The organism is Pseudoalteromonas sp. DY56-GL22 (genome assembly GCF_041414715.1).
Classification (GTDB): domain Bacteria; phylum Pseudomonadota; class Gammaproteobacteria; order Enterobacterales; family Alteromonadaceae; genus Pseudoalteromonas; species Pseudoalteromonas simplex.
This window is the reverse complement of record NZ_JANHZR010000003.1, coordinates 381,532-402,302: the sequence shown is the minus strand read 5'-3', so window position 1 is coordinate 402,302 and position 20,771 is coordinate 381,532. Positions and strand designations below refer to the sequence as shown.

At 43.3% G+C, this 20,771-nt stretch carries 20 protein-coding genes; 17 read left to right on the top strand and 3 right to left on the bottom strand.

Annotation, left to right across the window (positions count from 1 at the left end; translation table 11 throughout):
• The first annotated feature begins 18 nt into the window (after window positions 1-18).
• From rsmH to lpxC, 15 genes are all read left to right on the top strand, one after another.
• Complete coding sequence (gene rsmH, locus NO991_RS09740) at window positions 19-954, top strand: 16S rRNA (cytosine(1402)-N(4))-methyltransferase RsmH (RefSeq protein ID WP_054552738.1); 936 nt, start codon at window positions 19-21, stop codon at window positions 952-954.
• Window positions 954-1,280, top strand: a complete 327-nt coding sequence (ftsL, locus tag NO991_RS09735) for a cell division protein FtsL (protein WP_054552737.1) — start codon at window positions 954-956, stop codon at window positions 1,278-1,280. Before rsmH ends, ftsL begins: the two co-directional genes overlap by 1 nt.
• Window positions 1,277-3,094: a penicillin-binding transpeptidase domain-containing protein gene (locus tag NO991_RS09730; protein WP_054552736.1), complete on the top strand. Its 1,818-nt coding sequence runs from the start codon at window positions 1,277-1,279 to the stop codon at window positions 3,092-3,094. The genes ftsL and NO991_RS09730 overlap by 4 nt, the downstream gene beginning before the upstream one ends.
• Window positions 3,087-4,565: a UDP-N-acetylmuramoyl-L-alanyl-D-glutamate--2,6-diaminopimelate ligase gene (gene murE / locus NO991_RS09725; RefSeq protein ID WP_138598836.1), complete on the top strand. Its 1,479-nt coding sequence runs from the start codon at window positions 3,087-3,089 to the stop codon at window positions 4,563-4,565. The genes NO991_RS09730 and murE overlap by 8 nt, the downstream gene beginning before the upstream one ends.
• A complete protein-coding gene (murF, locus tag NO991_RS09720; protein ID WP_300362573.1) occupies window positions 4,562-5,950 on the top strand; it encodes a UDP-N-acetylmuramoyl-tripeptide--D-alanyl-D-alanine ligase in 1,389 nt (462 codons plus the stop codon). Before murE ends, murF begins: the two co-directional genes overlap by 4 nt.
• Window positions 5,944-7,026, top strand: coding sequence for a phospho-N-acetylmuramoyl-pentapeptide-transferase (mraY, locus tag NO991_RS09715; RefSeq protein WP_054552733.1), 1,083 nt, complete (start codon window positions 5,944-5,946; stop codon window positions 7,024-7,026). The genes murF and mraY overlap by 7 nt, the downstream gene beginning before the upstream one ends.
• Window positions 7,027-8,352 (top strand): UDP-N-acetylmuramoyl-L-alanine--D-glutamate ligase, encoded by a 1,326-nt coding sequence (gene murD, locus NO991_RS09710; RefSeq protein ID WP_300362574.1) that lies wholly within the window; start codon window positions 7,027-7,029, stop codon window positions 8,350-8,352. It begins immediately after the preceding gene.
• Window positions 8,349-9,524, top strand: a complete 1,176-nt coding sequence (gene ftsW, locus NO991_RS09705) for a cell division protein FtsW (RefSeq protein ID WP_054552731.1) — start codon at window positions 8,349-8,351, stop codon at window positions 9,522-9,524. Before murD ends, ftsW begins: the two co-directional genes overlap by 4 nt.
• Window positions 9,521-10,594, top strand: coding sequence for an undecaprenyldiphospho-muramoylpentapeptide beta-N-acetylglucosaminyltransferase (gene murG, locus NO991_RS09700; RefSeq protein WP_300543093.1), 1,074 nt, complete (start codon window positions 9,521-9,523; stop codon window positions 10,592-10,594). The genes ftsW and murG overlap by 4 nt, the downstream gene beginning before the upstream one ends.
• Window positions 10,595-10,611: 17 nt before the next feature.
• Entirely contained in the window at window positions 10,612-12,048 is a 1,437-nt protein-coding gene (gene murC / locus NO991_RS09695; RefSeq protein WP_371351980.1) for a UDP-N-acetylmuramate--L-alanine ligase, read from the top strand.
• Window positions 12,045-12,965, top strand: coding sequence for a D-alanine--D-alanine ligase (locus tag NO991_RS09690; protein ID WP_138598841.1), 921 nt, complete (start codon window positions 12,045-12,047; stop codon window positions 12,963-12,965). Before murC ends, NO991_RS09690 begins: the two co-directional genes overlap by 4 nt.
• 1 nt (window position 12,966) lies before the next feature.
• The gene (locus NO991_RS09685) at window positions 12,967-13,746 is read left to right on the top strand and encodes a cell division protein FtsQ/DivIB (protein WP_054552727.1); all 780 of its coding nucleotides are present in this window, start codon (window positions 12,967-12,969) and stop codon (window positions 13,744-13,746) included.
• Complete coding sequence (gene ftsA / locus NO991_RS09680; RefSeq protein ID WP_054552726.1) at window positions 13,743-14,975, top strand: cell division protein FtsA; 1,233 nt, start codon at window positions 13,743-13,745, stop codon at window positions 14,973-14,975. Before NO991_RS09685 ends, ftsA begins: the two co-directional genes overlap by 4 nt.
• Before the next feature lie 21 nt (window positions 14,976-14,996).
• Entirely contained in the window at window positions 14,997-16,244 is a 1,248-nt protein-coding gene (ftsZ, locus tag NO991_RS09675; protein ID WP_138598842.1) for a cell division protein FtsZ, read from the top strand.
• A gap of 104 nt (window positions 16,245-16,348) precedes the next feature.
• Window positions 16,349-17,260 (top strand): UDP-3-O-acyl-N-acetylglucosamine deacetylase, encoded by a 912-nt coding sequence (gene lpxC / locus NO991_RS09670; protein WP_138598843.1) that lies wholly within the window; start codon window positions 16,349-16,351, stop codon window positions 17,258-17,260.
• 71 nt (window positions 17,261-17,331) lie between these two features.
• Here the strand turns inward: lpxC and yjjG are convergent, their stop codons facing one another.
• The 3 genes from yjjG to NO991_RS09655 are packed head-to-tail and all read right to left on the bottom strand — an operon-like array spanning window position 17,332 to window position 19,506.
• Window positions 17,332-18,006: a pyrimidine 5'-nucleotidase gene (yjjG, locus tag NO991_RS09665; RefSeq protein ID WP_138598844.1), complete on the bottom strand. Its 675-nt coding sequence runs from the start codon at window positions 18,004-18,006 to the stop codon at window positions 17,332-17,334.
• An 11-nt stretch (window positions 18,007-18,017) separates the two neighbouring features.
• A complete protein-coding gene (gene yjjX / locus NO991_RS09660) occupies window positions 18,018-18,557 on the bottom strand; it encodes an inosine/xanthosine triphosphatase (RefSeq protein ID WP_138598845.1) in 540 nt (179 codons plus the stop codon).
• A 49-nt stretch (window positions 18,558-18,606) separates the two neighbouring features.
• Window positions 18,607-19,506, bottom strand: coding sequence for a phosphoribulokinase (locus NO991_RS09655; RefSeq protein WP_054552722.1), 900 nt, complete (start codon window positions 19,504-19,506; stop codon window positions 18,607-18,609).
• 230 nt (window positions 19,507-19,736) lie between these two features.
• On the opposite strand from NO991_RS09655, the gene NO991_RS09650 reads away from it, so the two are divergent.
• Window positions 19,737-20,606 (top strand): hypothetical protein, encoded by an 870-nt coding sequence (locus NO991_RS09650; RefSeq protein ID WP_300361456.1) that lies wholly within the window; start codon window positions 19,737-19,739, stop codon window positions 20,604-20,606.
• A 1-nt stretch (window position 20,607) separates the two neighbouring features.
• The gene (locus tag NO991_RS09645) at window positions 20,608-20,736 is read left to right on the top strand and encodes a hypothetical protein (protein WP_268795038.1); all 129 of its coding nucleotides are present in this window, start codon (window positions 20,608-20,610) and stop codon (window positions 20,734-20,736) included.
• The last annotated feature ends 35 nt before the right edge of the window (window positions 20,737-20,771 follow it).

The following is a 20,771-nucleotide window of genomic DNA, read 5'->3' as shown; positions in this document are numbered from 1 at the left end:
AAAGGCAATTAATAGCTAATGACAGCGCAATTTGAACATGTCTCGGTACTGATGGACGAAACCATAGATGCTTTGGATATTAAACCTGAAGGCATTTACATGGATGGCACATTTGGTCGCGGTGGGCACTCGGGGCAAATTCTTGCGCGTTTAAGTGAACAAGGTCGCTTACAGGCGATTGATCAGGATCCACAAGCTATTAAAGCCGCCGAAAAATTTGCCGATGATGCGCGTTTTTCAATTGCTCACACTCGTTTTTCAAACCTAAAAGCGGTTGCTGAAGATAACGATTTAATCGGTAAAGTTGACGGTATTTTGTTGGATATCGGTGTTTCTTCACCACAGCTTGATGATGCTGAACGCGGTTTTAGTTTTATGAAAGATGGCCCACTTGATATGCGTATGGATCCAACTAGTGGTCGCAGTGCTGCACAATGGCTAGCTGAAGCTGAACTAGAAGATATCACGCATGTGATTAAAACCTATGGCGAAGAAAAATTTGGTCGTCGAATTGCTCATAAGATCATTGAAACACGTGAGCACACTGCAATCACAAGTACTAAGCAGCTTGCTGATTTAGTCGATGAAGCTGTGCCAGTTAAAGATAAGCACAAACACCCAGCTACACGCACATTCCAAGCGATCCGTATTTATATCAATAGTGAGCTTGAAGAAATTCAAACTGCATTGCAAGCCGCTGTTGAGGTTTTAAAACCAGGGGGACGTTTAGTGGTTATTTCGTTCCACTCGTTAGAAGATCGCATTGTTAAGCAGTTTATTAAAAAACAGAGTAAGGGAGAGGCGATACCCAGAGGTCTGCCTTTGACGGACGCACAAATAAACAAAAACCTGACGTTAAAGGCAGTGGGTAAAGCCATTAAGCCGAGTAAGGCGGAGATTGAAGCAAACCCGCGTTCACGTAGTTCAGTGTTAAGGGTTGCGCAGAGGTTGTAATGAAAGCTAAAGCGACACATCGCCAACCAAATTTATTTACAGAAATTTTCAAAGGCCTAGGAGCTAATAAGCTGACCTTGGCCTTGTTGGTTGTGATCCTCGCATCTAGTTTGAGTGTGGTTCAGGTGACGCATCTAGCGCGTCAGCAATTGATTGAACAAGACAAATTATTGCAAGAGCGTGATGAGCTCGATCTTGAGTGGCGTTACTTGCTCGTAGAAGAAGAGTTTTATTCACAGCATGCGCGCATTGAAGAAGTCGCGACTATGCAATTAGAAATGAAACGGCCAACTAGCCAAGACGAACAGGTGGTAATACTGCGATGAGAAGCAGAGGGAAAAAGCCAACAAATACCTTAATCACATGGCGTTTTTTGCTGGTGTGCTCAGTGGTGTTTTTAGTCTTTATGACGCTGGTTGCGCGTGCCGCTTTTTTACAGGTTATTGAACCAGATAAAGCGCGTTCTGAAAGTGATAAACGAACTGTGCGTGTTGAAAAACAACATGTGCAACGTGGCATGATCTTCGATCGCAATGGCAAAGAGTTGGCGGTCAGCGTACCTGTGGTAAGTGTGTATGCGGATCCGAAAGCGCTGCATAAATCACTGATCAGTAAGGTACTGCGTCAAGCTAGAAAAAATGGTGAAGATCAACAAGCACTGGCTGAAAATACAGTTGAGTTAGATAAACGTATTGCCGCTTATTACAATAATGATATTCGCTGGCGTGAACTTGCGGATGTATTACGTATTGACCCAAGTAAAGTTAACTCTCGCCTTCGTGATAATCCAAAGCGTCGTTTTGTCTACTTAAAACGTCAGGTTACTCCTGCTGTTGCTAACTATATTGGTGATCTTCGTTTACCAGGTATCCACTTACTTGATGAGTCAAAACGTTATTACCCTGCCGGTGAAGTAACAGCCCATGTTATTGGATTTACTAACATTGATGGTCATGGTATTGAGGGAATCGAAAAGCTTTATGAAAAGGCGTTAACGGGTGTTGAAGGTCAGCGCACCATTCGTAAAGATGCCCAAGGCCGTGAAGTAGAAGTGCTTGATGAGCGTGAACGTGTTGAGCCTGAAAACATTCATTTAAGTATTGATCAGCGCATTCAAGCGATTGCTTATAAAGCAGTAAAATCAGCAGTTCTAACCTATAAAGCTACTTCGGGTTCAGCCATGGTTGTTGATGTAAAAACCGGCGAAGTATTAGCTATGGTGAATAGCCCATCGTTTAACCCTAATAATTTGAATGATGCCGCACCGCATAAGCGTCGTAACCGTGCTATCACCGATTTGTTTGAGCCAGGCTCTACTGTTAAGCCACTAGCCATTTTAGCTGGTTTAGACTACGGCGCAATTCAACCGGATTCAATTATTGATACTTATCCTGGCTGGATGCGTGTGGGTGGCAGCCTTGTGCAAGATACCCGTAACCATGGTGAGATGACCTTAAGAGAAATCTTAAAGTATTCAAGTAATATGGGTGTAACTAAGGTCAGTCAAGAAGTACCAAAAGACTATTTTGTAGGGCTTTACCAAAAGGTGGGGTTTGGCAGTGATAGTGGTACAGGCATGGTTGGTGAAAGCAGCGGTTTATTTTACCCAAATCGACGCTGGTCAGATCATGAAATTGCTGCATTATCATTTGGTTATAACTTAGCTGTAAGTACCGCCCAAATGGCTCGTTTTTATGCCATGTTAGGCTCTGGTGGCGTTATGCGCCCGCTAACAGTTCTTAAACAAGAGTCAGTACCAGAGGGTGAACGTATTTTCCAACAAAAAGACGTTGAAGCGGTTGTTCACATGATGGAAAGCGTATTCGAAAAAGGTGGTACTGCACAAAAAGTTCATGTTGATGGCTATCGTGCTGCTGCCAAAACAGGTACCTCTAAAAAAGCCGCTGTGGGCGGGTATGGTGACGAATATGTTGGCTATTTTGCTGGTATTGCGCCAGCGAGTAACCCACGTTTAGCGGTAGTAGTAATGATTAATGAACCGGGTGGAGATGTTTATTACGGCGGTGCGACGGCAGGCCCTGCATTTGCAGAGATTGTCTCCAATGCCTTAAGAATTCTAAACGTTGCACCGGACAAAGATGCGGTTGCGTACGTAGAAGGCAAAGATAACGATGCGTGATTTAAAACCGATTCTTAATCAAATTGATGTTGAGGCCAATAGTTTATTGGTTAACCAACTACGTCTTGATAGTCGAGATGTAAAAGCTGGCGATGTGTTTGTCGCCATTAAAGGCCATCAGCTTGATGGCGGACAGTTTATTGACAAAGCCATTGAAAATGGTGCGGTGGCAGTTATTGCTGACCGTTTATGTGAGTTCGAAAGTGAGTTTGAACCACTTTACTTAGTTACCGATTTAGCAAAAAAGCTGCCAGCACTTGCAGCAGCTTTTTACCAGCAACCATCAAAGCAGCTTGAGTTAGTGGGTGTGACAGGCACCAATGGCAAGTCAACAACCACAGCAATGATTGCGCACTTAGCACAGCACTGTCATAAACGCGCAGCAGTGATTGGTACGCTCGGTTATGGGCACCCTGATAATCTAACTGAGCTTGCAAACACCACGCCATCGAGCGTTGATTTACAGCGTATTTTATCTGAGCTTGTCGCAGAGCAGAATGATGTTGTGGCCATGGAAGTCTCATCTCATGGTTTAGTGCAGCATCGCGTTGATAACTGTCAGTTTAAAGCAGCAGTATTTACTAATCTTACACGCGATCACTTAGATTATCACGGCACCATGGATGCTTACGCTGATGCCAAGTTAATGTTAATGCGTGACCATATGCCACAGCTTGTGGTGCTTAATCAAGATGATGCGCAAGTTGAAGCATGGTTAGAAAAATACGACTTCAATAATCTAATTTGTTACGGCCATAAAAACCTCACGCCTGAAAATGCGCGTTTTGTTTATTTTAGCGATGTAACTTATGATAACAGCGGTATTTCGGCGAAGTTTGATACCAGCTGGGGGCTAGCCGAAGTTAATTGCACACTGTTTGGCGAGTTTAACTTATATAATTTAGCCGCTGCTATGGCCACTTTATTAGGTATGGGTTACCCACTTGATTTACTCGTTGAAGGGTGTAAATCATTGCAGCCTGTTGCTGGGCGCATGCAGGCATTTAGTGCACCAGGTCAACCGACTTGTATTGTTGATTATGCCCACACTCCTGATGCATTAGCACTGGCATTACAAGCATTGCAAAAGCACGTTCCAGGTGGCGTTAGCTGTGTGTTTGGCTGTGGTGGTGACAGAGACAAAGGCAAGCGCCCGATGATGGCAAAAGCAGCTGAAGGCAATGCAGACCGTATTATTGTCACCAGCGATAACCCAAGAAGTGAAGACCCTGACGCTATTATCGCTGATGTGGTTGCGGGGCTTAAGCAGCCTGAACGCGCACATTGTGAAGCAGACCGCGCGCAGGCTATTAGTTATGCCATTTCGCAAGCGAGTGCTGATGATGTCATCCTTATTGCGGGCAAAGGTCACGAAGATTATCAAATTATTGGCGACCAACGAATCGACTTCTGCGATCGTCAATATGTACAACAACAATTAAAAGAAAAATCGCAAGGGGCGCAGTTATGATCCCTATGGATTTTGATTGGCTAGCTAAAGTTCTAGCAACCGATTACCAAGGTGGTAATCAAACGGTAAAAAATATTAACACTGACACCCGTACTTTGTGTGACGGTGAAGTGTTTTTAGCGCTACAAGGGCCTAATTTTGATGGCCATAAATTTGTTGCGCAAGCAAAAGAAAAAGGCGCGACAGCTGCTATTGTAGCGCGCCCTGTTAATGTCGATATTGTGCAGTTTGTGGTTAGTGACACACGTATTGCGCTAGGTCACATCGGCTCAGCTGTGATGGCACAGGTTGCACCGAAAACAATTGCTATTACTGGTAGCGTGGGTAAAACGACCGTAAAAGAAATGTGTGCGGCGATTTTATCTGGTCATGGTGAAGTACTAGCAACAAAAGGCAACTTTAATAATGACATTGGCGTACCACTCACGTTATTACGCCTTGAACCACAACACCAATATGCGGTGATTGAGTTAGGTGCAAACCACATTGGTGAAATTGCTTACACCGTTGCAATGACGAAACCTGATGTTGCTGTGGTATGTAATGTTGCAGCTTCTCACTTAGAAGGCTTTGGCTCATTACAAGGTGTAGCAACGGCCAAAGGCGAAATCTATGATGGCTTAAAGCCTGATGGTGTTGCCGTAGTTAATTGCGACAGCGATTATGCCGATTTTTGGCTTGATAAATTAACTAATCGCAACGTAAAACGTTTTTCTACTAGCCAACAATTAGATTATTGGGCAGAAGATGTGGTGCTTGATGAGCAAGCGCGCGCTTCTTTTGTGCTTTGCAATAAAGATAAAAAAGTACCTGTCACTCTGGCATTACCGGGCAAGCATAATATTGCTAATGCATTAATTGCCACCGCCTTAACCACTGAGCTCGGTGTAAGCCTCGAAAGTGTCGCATCGGCGCTGGCAACCATGGGTGAAGTTAAAGGTCGTGTAAACGTCCTTAAAGTGTCAGACACATTGACGGTGATTGATGATACCTACAACGCGAATGTGCAATCGGTTAAAGCAGCAATTGATTTATTAAGTGATATGCCGGGGCGTCGTATTTTTGCGTTAGGTGATATGGGGGAGCTTGGTGAAGAGGCGCGTTTTTATCATCAACAAGTCGGTGAATATGCACAGCAAAAAGGCATTGATGAGCTTTACAGCCTAGGCGTATTAAGCAAGTCAGCCAGTGATGTATTTGAAAAGCCAAACCGCCACTTCTCAAGCCGTGAACAATTATTACAACAATTACAAAGCGAACTAGCTCAATCGACGCAAAAAACCACAGTTGTTGTAAAAGGCTCGCGCAGTTCTCGTATGGAGCTTGTGGTCACAGATTTAGTAAATAGCCAGCAAAATGGCAATAATGGAGTATCGTCATGTTAGTTTGGCTGGCCGAGTATTTAACACAGTATTACAGTGGTTTTAATGTTTTTTCTTACCTAACGCTGCGCGCAATTTTAGGTATTTTAACAGCGCTACTTATCTCACTTTATTTTGGTCCTAAGCTAATTCGTGCATTGCAAAAAATGCAGATTGGTCAGGTGGTTCGTCACGATGGTCCAGAATCTCACCTATCTAAAAAAGGTACGCCAACTATGGGCGGTATTTTGATTTTAGGGGCGATTTTTACCAGCACATTACTGTGGGCAGACCTTTCAAATAAATATGTTTGGGCAACCTTATTTGTCGTGGGCTCGTTAGGTGTGGTTGGTTTTATTGATGACTACCGTAAAGTGATCCGCAAAGACCCTAAAGGCTTAATTGCTAAATGGAAATACTTTTGGCAATCAGTGATTGCGTTAGTGGTTGCCAGTGCACTTTATTTTACCTCGCAGCAAGGCAGCGAAACCTCGTTAGTTGTGCCGTTTTTTAAAGACGTGCTACCACAGCTAGGGTTGTTTTATATCGTGATGACTTACTTTGTAATTGTAGGTACGTCGAACGCGGTAAACCTAACAGATGGCCTTGATGGTTTAGCGATTGTACCAACCATTTTAGTGGCGGCAGCACTTGCTATTATTGCTTATTTAACAGGTAACGTTAATTTCTCAAGCTACCTACATATTCCGCATTTGCCACTCGCCAGTGAGCTTGTGGTTGTGTGTACAGCAATTGTGGGAGCTGGACTTGGTTTCTTATGGTTTAACACCTACCCAGCACAGGTTTTTATGGGTGATGTAGGCTCATTAGCCCTCGGTGGTGCACTGGGTATTATTGCGGTGCTGGTTCGCCAAGAACTAGTACTTATCATCATGGGTGGTGTGTTCGTAATGGAAGCATTGTCGGTGATTTTACAAGTAGGCTCTTACAAATTACGTGGTCAACGTATTTTTAGAATGGCGCCTATTCACCACCATTATGAATTAAAAGGTTGGCCTGAGCCGCGCGTAATTGTGCGCTTTTGGATTATTTCAATCGTGCTAGTGCTTGCTGGCCTTGCGACATTAAAGATCAGGTAAATGACAGTTATTAACGAGATTAAAAATAAACAAATTTCAGTGCTCGGACTCGGTGTAACCGGTCTGGGCATTGTGCGTTTTTTATTATCTCAGAATATTAAGCCAATTGTTGTTGATAGCCGCACAGCGCCGCCGGGTGCTGATTGGCTAAATGAGCATGCCAGTGAGTTAACGACTCACTTTGGTGATTTAGAACAGGCAGACTTAGCCAGCAATGACATTATTATTATCAGCCCAGGTTTAAGCCTCGCGACACCCGCTGTAGCAAAAGCGATTGATGCTGGTGTTGAAGTGATTGGTGACGTGGAGCTTTTTGCCCGTTTAACCGATAAACCAATTGTTGCGGTGACAGGTTCAAATGGTAAGTCGACAGTGGTCACATTGGCGTTTGAAGTACTGAAAGCGGCCGGTTATAAAGTTGGCCTTGGTGGCAACATTGGTACTGCGGTACTTGATTTACTATCGCAAGACTATGATGTGTATGTACTTGAACTGTCGAGTTTTCAACTTGATACCACGCATAGCTTAAAAGCGAAAAGTGCCTGTGTGTTGAATGTGAGTGAAGACCACCTCGATCGTTATTCAAGTTATCAAGCATACATAGACTCTAAACAAAGTATTTATAATGACTCAGAGCTTGCTGTAGTTAATGCCATTGATGTGGCAACACACACTGCAAAGCAACCCCAAGTAAGCTTTGCGCTCGCCAATGCAGATTTTGCCTTGGTTGAACATCAAGGCGAACAATACTTTGCAGCACACGGTAAACCAGTATTACCAGCAAGCTGCTTAAATGTTGTTGGTTCACACAATCAACAAAACGCTTTAGCGGTGATGGCATTACTGAGCCCGTTTGATATTGCTAAAGGGCATTACCAGCAAGCGTTTAGTGCTTTTACTGGGCTTGCACACCGTTGCCAGTTTGTCGCTGAAATTAATGAAGTAAAATACTTTAATGATTCAAAAGCGACCAATGTAGGTGCAACTATCGCTGCGATTGAAAGCTTAGCTGATCAAGCAAAGCAATTGGTTGTGATTGCCGGTGGTGATGCAAAGGGGGCTGATTTAGATGCCTTAAAGCCATACTTAAACAACAAAGTGAAAGCGCTTATTTGTTTTGGTAAGGATGCTAAAGCTCTCGTAGCATTAACCGAAAAAGGCCACCTAACCACCAACATGCATGAAGCTGTGCAACTAGCAAAACAGTTAAGCAGCAGTGGCGATATCGTTTTATTAGCACCCGCATGTGCCAGCATTGATATGTACAACAATTACATGCAACGTGGTGATGATTTTGCGCAGTGCGTATTGGCGGAGGCAGTATGATTGCATTTGCTGACATCCGTGACGCATTAACACCAAAGCAATCGCCACAGCTTTATGATGTGCCGTTATTGTATTGCATGTTGATGTTGATTGGCGTTGGCTTTGTGATGGTAACCAGTGCCTCTATGCCAACAGCAGAGCGATTATTTGATAATCCGTATCACATTATCATTCGCCATGGCATGTTCTTAATTATGGGCTTTTTCTTGTTTTGGATTGCCACTAACGTGCCTATGGATTGGTGGAAGCGCAGTAACGCCTACTTATTGTTGCTGGGTTTAGGTTTGCTGGTTTTAGTACTGATTGTTGGCCGTGAAGTGAACGGTGCAAAGCGCTGGATACCTATTGGTCCAGTGGGCTTTCAGGTTGCTGAAGCCGCCAAGTTGTATTTCTTTAGCTATATTGCCGGTTACTTGGTACGTAAACGCGAAGAAGTACAAGAGAACTTAAAAGGTTTTTTCAAGCCATTAGCTGTATTTGGTGTGTATGCATTTTTGATTTTGATGCAACCAGACTTAGGGACAGTAGTTGTACTGTTTGTGACGACAGTTGGTTTGTTGTTTTTAGCGGGGGCTAAGTTATGGCAGTTTTTTGGCCTTATTTTAACGGGTATTGCTGCCGTGGTAGTGCTAATTATCGCTGAACCATACCGTATGGCTCGTGTCACTGGCTTTTTAGAGCCGTGGGAAGATCCATTCGGTAAAGGTTATCAATTAGTGCAATCGCTAATGGCATACAGCCAAGGTGGTTGGTTTGGTCAAGGCTTAGGAAATAGTGTGCAAAAACTGCAATATCTTCCTGAAGCACATAATGACTTTATCTTTGCAGTGATTGGTGAAGAGCTTGGCTTTTTTGGCGTATTAAGTATTTTGATTGTGCTTGCTGTGTTTGTATTCAGAGCCCTGTTAATTGGTCAAAAAGCATTGAAATGCGGCAAAGAGTACGAAGGCTATTTTGCTTTTGCTATTGGTATCTGGTTTGCGTTTCAAACCATGGTAAATGTTGGCGCAAGTGCGGGTATTTTGCCAACCAAAGGTTTAACACTGCCGTTTGTTTCTTACGGTGGCTCTAGTTTATTAATTATGACCATAGCAACAGGTGTACTTTTGCGAATAGATTTTGAGACAAAAATGGCAACTAAGCAGGCAACCTCTCGAGGAGGTAAGCGATGAGTAAAAAATTACTTGTTGTTGCAGGCGGTACTGGTGGTCATATTTTCCCGGGTATTGCAGTTGCTGATTTTTTAAAGCAGCAAGGCTGGCAGGTTAGCTGGATTGGCACGCCTGACAGAATGGAAGCAACGGTAGTACCTAAGCACAACATTGAGATTGATTTTATCAATGTAAAAGGTGTACGCGGAAATGGAATTAAACGCCTGATTAAAGCACCATTTATGGTGATGAATGCCATTTTTCAAGCACGCAAAATTTTAAAAGCACAAAAGCCCGATGTTGTTTTAGCTATGGGTGGTTATGTGACTGGACCTACGGGCATAGCAGCAAAGAGCTTAGGTATTCCTTTGGTTATTCATGAGCAAAATGCTGTTGCAGGCATGAGTAATCGTTGGCTAGCAAAGTTTGCCAATAAAGTTTTAGCTGCTTTTCCATCGGCTTTTGCAAAAGAGCAATGTGAAGTAGTTGGTAACCCAGTCAGAGCAAGTGTCGCTAATGTCACTGTAAAGCAAACAGCGACACCGATTAATGTGCTAGTAGTTGGCGGTTCACTCGGTGCGCAAGTTCTTAATGATACTTTACCAGCTGTATTCAGTGAACTTTCAGCGCTAACAACGCTTAATATATGGCACCAAACAGGTAAAAATAATGAACCGAATGTGACTGCCAGCTATCAACAGTTAGGGTTAACTGAAAATAGTAAAGTCGCTGAATTCATTGATGATATGGATAGCGCATATCAATGGGCTGATTTGGTAATTTGCCGTGCTGGTGCGTTAACGGTGAGTGAGATAGCTGCAGCCGGAAGAATGGCCTTATTTGTGCCTTTTCCGCATGCTGTGGATGACCATCAAACTGCCAATGCAAAGTATTTAGTGACTGAGCAAGCTGCGTTAATTATGCAGCAAAGTGAGTTTAACCAAGCGGCGGTTGTTGAGTTATTAACGCCTTACGTAAATGCACCAGAAAAAATTTCAACAATGGCAAGTAAAGCAAAACAGCTTGCTATTTTAGATGCCACAGCCAATGTTGCAAAACGCTGTGAGCAACTAGCAGATAGAAGAGATTAGTAGTGAAAGAAAGCACGATGAAAGAAAACAACACCCGTCCTGCGATGCGTCGTATAGACACCATCCACTTTGTGGGTATTGGTGGCGCAGGCATGGGTGGTATTGCCGAAGTACTTGCTTTTGAAGGCTACCGCATCACAGGTTCAGACATTGCGCACAGTGCGATGACTGAGCGCTTAATACAAGTGGGTGCAGAAGTATTTATTGGTCATGATGAGAACAATGTAAAAGATGCCAGCGTTGTCGTGGTATCAAGTGCGATTAACGAGCAAAATCCTGAGATTAAAGCAGCAAAAGCGGCACGTATTCCAATTGTTCGCCGCGCCGAAATGTTGGCAGAATTAATGCGCTTTCGCCACGGTATTGCTGTAGCGGGCACTCATGGTAAAACAACAACAACCAGTTTAATAGCAAGTATTTATGCACAAGCGGGCCTTGATCCAACCTTTATTATTGGTGGCTTGTTAAACAGCGCTGGAAGTAATGCCAAGGTCGGTAAAAGCGACTTTTTAATTGCAGAAGCTGATGAGAGTGATGCGTCATTCTTACACTTACAGCCTATGGTGTCGGTGATCACGAATATTGAAGAAGATCACATGGATACATACGGCGGTAGCTTAGAAAAAATGAAAGACACGTATGTTGATTTCATTCATAACTTACCGTTTTATGGTTTAGCTGTTGTGTGTATTGATTCTGAGGTTGCAGCGGAGTTGATCCCTCGCTTTGGACGCCCTGTGATTACCTATGGTGAGTCGGCAGAAGCTGATTACCGCATGGTTGATTTTAGCCAAACAGCGAATACTTGTTCATTTAATGTTGTAAATAAGCAAGGTGAAAGCCTAGCCGTTACGCTTAATATGCCGGGTAAGCACAATGCGCTTAACGCGACAGCTGCGATTGCGGTGGCTAAAGATCAAAACATAGCTAACCATGCAATTTTAGAAGCGCTGACAAAATTTGAGGGCGTAGGCCGTCGTTTTCAGCATTATGGAAGCTTTGAGAATGAACGCGGTAATGTGATGTTAGTTGATGATTATGGTCATCACCCATCAGAAGTTGCAGCAACAATTGCGGCGGTTCGTGAAGGGTGGCCAGATAAACGTTTAGTGATGGTGTACCAGCCGCACCGTTATAGTCGAACCCGTGACCTATACGAAGATTTTGTCAAAGTACTGGCAGATGTTGATCAGTTATTACTCCTTGATGTGTACTCAGCGGGCGAAGAGCCTATTGTGGGTGCCGACAGCAAGAGTTTATGTCGTAGTTTACGCCAGCGTGGTAAAGAACCATTACATATTGCCAACAGCTCCGAGCTTGCTGGTGTTCTTGCCAGTACACTGCAAGATAATGATTTAGTTTTAACACAAGGCGCTGGTAACATAGGCCAGTTAGTGAAAAAGTTAGCAGCAACCGAGTTGTCTATTGAACAACTAAAGCAGGTAAACGTATGAGCCAGTTAAGTGACAAATTTGGCAAAGTAGCGGTACTTTTTGGTGGCACATCTGCCGAACGAGAAGTCTCTCTTAAATCAGGCCAAGCTGTATTGAATGCTTTGCAAAGTGCAGGCGTTGATGCCATTGCTTTTGATCCGAAAGATCAGCCGCTATGGCAATTAAAAGAGCTAAACATTGAACGTGTGTTTATTGCTCTGCATGGTCGTGGTGGCGAAGATGGCACTATTCAAGGTGCACTTGAATTTATGGGTATCCCATATACTGGCAGTGACGTTTTAGGTTCTGCGCTTGCGATGGATAAAGTGCGTTGTAAGCACTTATTTAAAGCAATGGGGCTAAGCACAGCGCCTTACACTGTTGTTGATAGTCGCCATGAGTTTGATAGCCAAGCGATTATTAATGAATTTGGTAAAGTGATGGTAAAACCCTCACATGAAGGCTCAAGCATTGGTATGGCAGAAGCAAGCAGCGCTGAGCAACTCGATGCGGCGCTTAACGCTGCATTTAAGTTTGATAGCCAAGTGCTTGTTGAGCAATGGATCACTGGCCGTGAATTTACTGTTGCTGTACTTGGGCAAGATGTTCAGCCTGTCATTGAGATGACGACGCCAAATGGCTTTTATGACTATCAAGCTAAGTATCAATCGAATACAACTCAGTATCATTGCCCTGCAGATATATCTGCGCAAGAAACTGAATTATTGCAAGATATGGCATTAAAAGCATTTGATTTAGTGGGTGCAAGTGGTTGGGGGCGTGTTGATGCGATGCGTGATCAGCAAGGTAACTTTTACTTATTAGAAGTAAATACGGTACCAGGCATGACAGAAAAGTCTTTAGTGCCGATGGCAGCGAAAGCGAATGGTGCAAGCTTTGAGCAATTAGTTGTTCGCATTTTGGAGCAAACCCTTTAATATGCATCCTTTTTTAGAAAAAGCGCAACAATTAAAACAGCAACTAAATTGGTCGTTGATTTTTGGTGTGAGCTTTTTTCTAGTCGTGATTTTTGCATTAGTAAAAATCACGACAGGCGTCTCAGATTGGTTGGTAGAAAACAAAGACGCACAAATAAAGCATTTATCAGTACTTGGACAGCCCCAATATACTGATGAGAAAGCAATTATTGGTGCAATAAAAAAAGCCGACTTATCGAGTTTTTTTGAATTAGACGTAAAACATGTGCAACGCTTAGTACAAAGCTTGCCGTGGGTGGCAACGGCATCGGTCAGAAAGCAATGGCCAGATACCCTGCAAGTATATGTTGTTGAACATCAAGCTGTAGCTCATTGGAACAGTGATATGCTGTTAAACCAAGCTGGCGAAGTGTTCCAAGCAAGTAGTGATAAATTACCCACAAGCTTGCCACAATTATACGGCCCTGAAGGCAGTGAGATTGAGGCGTGGACAGCATTTAGTCAATTTCAAGAAATGCTCAAAGTGAATAACTTAGAGCTGACTAGTTTAGCGCTTTCTGAGCGCTTTTCGTGGCAGTTATGGCTTGATAACGGCATTCGCCTGAACTTAGGCCGCAAAGAAAAAGCAAAGCGTGTACAGCGTTTTATTGACGTGTATCCGCGCATGGAACAACGTGCAGATGCACAAATCGATGTTGTTGATTTACGGTATGATACCGGTCTTGCAGTGAGCTGGAAGCCAGTGCAAGAAGAACAATTAGAAAATAAGAGTAAGGCATGACCAAGTCAGCAGAAAGAAACCTAGTGATTGGATTAGACGTTGGCACATCGAAAGTTGTGGCCACCGTTGGTGAAATCACCGCAGATAACAAACTAAGCATTGTGGGTGTTGGCAGCCAAGTATCGCATGGTATGGATAAAGGCGGCGTTAACGACCTTAACCTTGTTTCTGAATCGATTCGTCGAGCTATAGATGAAGCTGAGCTAATGGCTGATTGCCGTATTAGCTCTGTTTATTTAGGGATTTCTGGAAAACATATCCAGTGCCAAAATGAAAGCGGTGTAGTGGCAATTAACAACACGGAAGTGACAGACGAAGATATTGAAAATGTCATCCACATTGCGCGTTCAGTGCCTATTTCGGCAGAACGAAAAATGCTCCATGCATTGCCACAAGAGTACAGCATCGATATGCAAGAAGGGATTAAAAACCCACTTGGCATGAGCGGTGTACGTATGGAAGCTCGCGCGCACATTATTACTTGCTCAAACGATATGGCAAAGAATATCGAGAAATGTGTTGAGCGTTGTGGCCTTGAAGTCGATCAGTTGATCTTCACGGCACTGGCATCATGTTACTCAGTACTTACAGATGACGAAAAAGAACTGGGTGTAGCCGTGTTAGATATTGGTGGCGGTACCATGGATATCACCATTTATATTAATGGTGCGCTTCGCCACTCAGCCGTTATTCCTGTAGCCGGTAACCAAGTGACTGGTGATATTGCAAAAATATTTAGAACGCCTATATCACATGCTGAGTCACTCAAAGTACAATATGCATGTGCGAGTAGCCAGATGGCAAGCAACGAAGACACTATTGAAGTACCGAGTGTGGGTGGCCGACCAGCGCGTATTATGTCGCGCCATACCTTAGCTGAGGTTGTTGAGCCTCGTTTTAGAGAATTATTCGAGTTGGCGATGGAAGAAATCCGCCGCTCAGGTTTTGAAGACCAAATTGCTGCAGGTCTCGTCATTACTGGCGGAACAGCAAAAATGACGGGTGCAATGGAAGTGGCAGAAGACATTTTCCAAATGCCGGTCAGAATTGGCAAACCAATCGGGATTGTTGGTTTGACAGATTATGTAGATGATCCTTCGTACGCAACCGCGGTTGGTTTGTTACAATACGGCCGTACAATGCAATCGATGAATGCACAAAAGTCGAAAGCAGAAGGTGATAATAATTGGTGGAACCGTATTACTAAATGGTTCCAAGGTGAGTTTTAAGACTCAAGTCGGAGAGTAAACATGTTTGATATGATGGAACAGCACAGCGAAGAAGCTGTCATTAAAGTAATTGGCGTGGGCGGTGGCGGCGGTAACGCTGTTGAGCACATGGTAAAACAACAAATTGAAGGTGTACGTTTCATTGCTGCGAATACGGATGCACAAGCATTACGTAATTCATCAGCAGATGTAACAGTGCAGCTAGGTACACAAATCACCTCTGGTCTAGGTGCGGGTGCTAACCCTGAAGTGGGTCGTAATTCTGCTGAAGAAGACGCTGAGACTATCCGTGCCAGCTTAGAAGGCGCTGATATGGTATTCATCGCAGCAGGTATGGGCGGTGGTACGGGTACAGGTGCTGCACCAGTGGTTGCTAAAATTGCTAAAGAGTTAGGCATTTTAACGGTTGCTGTTGTAACGCGCCCGTTTGACTTTGAAGGTAAAAAGCGTGCTGCAGCTGCTGAACAAGGCATTAATGAATTGTCAGAAACTGTAGATTCACTTATTACAATTCCGAACAATAAATTGCTTAAAGTTTTAGGTAAAGGCACTACACTATTAGATGCCTTCGCAAAAGCGAATGACGTATTATTTGGTGCGGTACAAGGTATTGCAGAACTAATCACACGTTCTGGTCTAATCAACGTGGATTTCGCCGACGTACGTACAGTTATGTCAGCGATGGGTACTGCGATGATGGGCACAGCATCTGCGTCTGGCCCTGACCGTGCGCAAGAAGCTGCAGAAGCGGCTATCTCAAGCCCGCTACTTGAAGATGTCGATTTAACAGGTGCTAAAGGTATCCTAGTTAATATCACGGCAGGTATGGATATCGCGATTGAAGAATTTGAAATTGTTGGTAACCACGTTAAAGCACTTGCGTCAGAAAACGCAACAGTGGTTGTGGGTGCGGTAATTGACCCTGAAATGAGCGACGAGTTACGTGTAACGGTTGTTGCAACAGGTTTAGGCGGTGATCGTCGTCCACAGTTTGGCATTGTTGATAATGGCTTTAAGAAAGCATCAGGTTCTGATGTACAAAGCTCAATGAACCAAACAACTAGCAGCATGTATGTACCAAGCTTTGCAAGTCAAAGCAGCGGTGATGATGTAAGCATGTCATCTGCGTCTGAAAAGCAAGAGCCAGTACAACAAAGTACAACGAGCAGCTCAGTATCTAGCAGCACTGAGAGCAGCAAAAAGTCTGATAAATCAGAGGGTGGCGATTACTTCGACATTCCAGCTTTCCTAAGAAAGCAAGCTGACTAAGACAGTTTTTGTTGGTAATTTTGTTCGATAAATAAACAAATTGGCAGTTGAATGTATTTATGATACAATTCGCCGTCTAACTGTAACTATAAGTGAGCGAACCTATGATTAAACAGCGTACGATTGCAGAAGTAGTCAAAGCCATAGGAATTGGACTTCATAAAGGTGAGAAGGTCACTATTACTCTCCGACCTGCGAGCGCAAATACTGGGATAGTATTTCGTCGCGTAGACCTTGATCCGGTTGTTGATTTTGAAACAACACCAGAAGCCGTTGGTGATACGCAACTGTGTACCTGTTTGACAAACAAAGATGGTGTTCGTTTATCAACGACTGAGCACCTTATTGCGGCGGTAGCGGCAATGGGTATTGATAATCTAATTGTTGAATTAGACAGCTCAGAAGTACCAATCATGGATGGTAGTGCATTACCATTCATCTATTTGTTACAGAAAGGCGGCATTAAAGAAGTAAATGCAGCTAAGCGCTTTATTCGTATTAAAGAAAAAGTACGTATTGAAGAAGGCGATAAATGGGCTGAGATCGAACCATACGATGGTTTCCACATCGATTTTGAAATTGCGTTTGATCACCCAGCAATCAATGAAAGCCGCCAACGTATCGGTTTAGATATCACGGCACAAAGCTTCACTGAAGAAATCAGCCGCGCACGTACTTTCGGCTTTATGAAAGATATCGAGTATATGCACGCTAACAACCTAGCATTAGGTGGTAGCATGGATAACGCAGTTGTATTGGATGAGTTTAAAGTACTAAATCCAAACGGCTTACGTTATAGCGATGAGTTTGTTAAACACAAGATCTTAGACTGTGTGGGCGATATGTTTATGACTGGCCACAACATTCTAGGTAAAATCACGGCTTATAAATCAGGCCATGATTTAAACAATAAACTACTTCGTAAAATTATGGCGACTGAGTCAGCATGGGAATGGGCAACTTTCGATTCCCCAGTGACTATGCCAGCACCAGGCTTAGAAGTAGCGACAGCTTAATCGCAAGCATATTACAGTTATAAAAAATGACGCTTTAAGCGTCATTTTTTTTGCCAAACTATTATCAAGAATTATAAGCCTAGAATAGCTTCAAGCTCGACCAACTGATTGATTTGATAAGTTGGTTTAATATCTTCAGGTAGCTCAACTCCTGGGTGTTGTAACCAACACGTGTCGATACCCACATTGTGACCACCTAAAATATCACTGGCAGCTGTATCGCCTACCATTAAAATCTGCTCTTTTGGTGGATTGCCCATTAATTGAAATGTATGTTGAAAAATCTCTGGGGCAGGTTTTGCTTTACCGACTAACTCTGAAATAACCAGCCAATCGAACATATCCTGTAAACCGGTGTGCTCTAGGCGTTTTTGTTGTAACTTAGCAAACCCATTGGTAATAATGCCTAGCTTGGCGTGTGGTTTTAACTTTGTAAGCAAGTCAACTGCACCAGGTAATGGCACACAAATAGAGGCCATAGCATCCAAGAAGCCATCGTTAAGCTCTTTTGCTGGTACATCGAGTTTATTTGCCCACTCGGTAAAGCGAGTTATCTGTAGTTCACTGGCGGTAATTTCGTGCTTTTGATATGCAACCCACAGCGGCTTATTGGTTGCTTGGTAATGATGATAATCTGACTCAGTAAATTCTACGCCGTAATGTGCAAACATCACTTTTAAACCTTCAAATGCATTAAAGCTAAAAAGCGTTTCATCGGCATCGAATAATACGTGGCTATACTTCATGGTTATCCTAATTACTGGTTGAATAGGGTAGGGTGTGAAAATGGCGCCATGGCCAATGTCAGCGCTTGTACATAAGTACTTTCGCGCGTGGCAAGATGATTGGTTAATAAGCCAATAGCACCACCTTGTTGTTTGATATTAACGGTATTGAATGCCTCATCCATGACATCACCTAGTTCTTTACCAGCTAGCAAGGCATCGTAAAAAGGTTGCGGTAACGGTAGGTTGCTACTGCGACCCACGCTAAATTGCTGCTTGTTTGCAATCACTACAAAGGCAAAGGTTGCAGCGCCATAACTAAATTGTTCTGCGCCACCTTCCATTGCTGTATAAAAATCGGCGTCAAAGTGATCTTGGCAATACTTAACGCGATTTTCAGCGCCGATACGGGTTTCATCTTCACCTAGTGGCTGATCAGGTACGCCAGAAGGTGCATCTTCACCTTTGCACTCAATGGTATGATGTGGGAAATAAAGACTAAAGACATGTTTAGCCGCGTTAATTTTAACGGGGTTCTTTGAACCAACAATAACACGTAATGTTTGTTTCAAGGCGACGACTCCATTGTTTTCACCAGAGTCAGCAGTGTACCCGAGTGAGTTAAATCGGCAAGTCAACCGGGGCTAAATTTTCAAGGGCGCGTTTTTTCAAAATAATATCTTTGATCAACGGGGTTAGCACAAGCTCCATTGCTAAGCCCATTTTGCCTCCAGGTACCACAAGCGTATTGATACGAGACATAAAGCTGCCTTCAATCATGCTCAAATAGTACGGAAAATCGACGTCATCTATGCCACGAAAACGAATCACAACAAAGCTTTCGTCTAAAGAAGGAATATCTTTTGCGCTGAATGGGTTTGAGGTATCAACCGTCGGCACTCGCTGGAAGTTGATATGAGTACGTGAAAACTGCGGGGTAATGTGGTTAATGTAGTCATCCATTGAACGCACAATAGAGCCCATTACCGCTTCTCGCGAATGGCCTCGTTCAGAGGTGTCGCGAATGAGTTTTTGGATCCACTCAAGGTTGATAATTGGCACCATGCCAATCAATAAATCGACATGCTTAGCAACATCATGATTCTCATCGACAGCACCACCATGAAGACCTTCATAGAATAAGATATCAGTATTTGATTCTAAATCTTGCCAAGGGGTAAAAGTTCCTGGAAGTTGGTTATAAGGCACCGCTTCGTCGAAAGTATGTAAGTAACGTCTGATTTTACCTTGGCCGGTTTCGCCATATTGGTAAAAAAGCTCTTCAAGGGCACCAAAATCATTAGCTTCTCGGCCAAAGTAGCTAATGTGCTTACCTTCTTGTTGTGCTTCGCGGATTTTTTTATCCATTTCAGGGCGAGTATAACGATGAAAGCTATCGCCTTCGATGAAGGCAGCATCAATGCTTAAGCTTCTAAAAATGTGCTTAATTGCATTGGTGGTTGTGGTAGTTCCCGCCCCAGATGAACCGGTAATAGCGATGATAGGGTGTTTAGCTGACATAATTATTCTCGTTATTGTTGATACCAGTCGGCTTAAAAATTTAACCATTCTAGTGTGTTAAATGGTCAGTGGCATAACTCGATTGGTATTATCGTGCATAAAATCAATCAGTAGAAACCGATAAAAAACGAACACGTCCTAGTTATAAAGGTCGAGCATGGTAAGGTCAAGTGACTGGCGGATTAATTAACGCTATCATGGGCTGATAAAAATTAAAACGAGAGAACAACATGAAATTGATTTCGTCTTTACTTTTCGTCGCAGCAGGGACATTGTTTACCTGTCACGCACATGCAGCGATGCCTAAAAGCGAAATATTACTTGCCGACTTAGACACCCCTTATGGTATGCAGGTGTCGCGAGTAACCGATGATAAAACTTATAATAATCAACCATTTTTAGTTGATACTGGGCTTTACTACACCCATGAAGTTGTTGGCGAAAATGGCCAGTCACAAACCGATATTGCGTTTTATGACTTTGCATCTAAGAGCAGCGTGAATATCACCAACACTCCTGTCAGTGAATACTCGCCAACGCTAATGCCAAATCAGCAAGCCTTGTCGGCAATCGTGGTCGAAGCAGATGGTAAGCAAAAGTTATGGCAGTACCCACTAGCAGAAGAGCCTGCGGCGAGCCGAATTTTTGAATGGATTGAGCCTGTTGGCTACCATGCGTGGGGCGCTGATGAAGACCTGATCATGTTTATCTTAGGTGAGCCGCATACATTGCAATACACTCGTGTTGCTGCGGCTAAACCGCGTGTCATTGCTGATGATATTGGCCGAACTTTAATTTTTGATAAACACACAAACAGTTATTTATTTAGTTATAACAAAAACAATCAACATTGGGTTGCACGCTTTGCGCCGCAAACTGAGGAAGTGAGTGATTTATTTAGATTACCTGAGTCGGTGCAAGACTTTGCTTTAATTGATAAAGACACTGTGGCTTATGCGGTTAATAACCGAGTTCATAAGCGCAGTTTGACTGAGCCTGAAGTGGTATCACAGTGGCTTGATTTAAGACGCTTTTGTGAAGGCTCAATCTCGCGTTTAAATTACAAACAGAGCAAACTGGCATTTGTATGTAATAAGTGAAATGACCCGTTTTCCAACTCGCATTTATAAAAGTGCACAGCCCATTCATTATGGTATTGCATTTAAAGTCACCTCACCTGAAGCGGCTGAGCAATTTATAACTAAATTAACTGCTATTTTAGCGCAATAAAAAAGGGCCACATTGTGGCCCTTTTCGTATTTGCT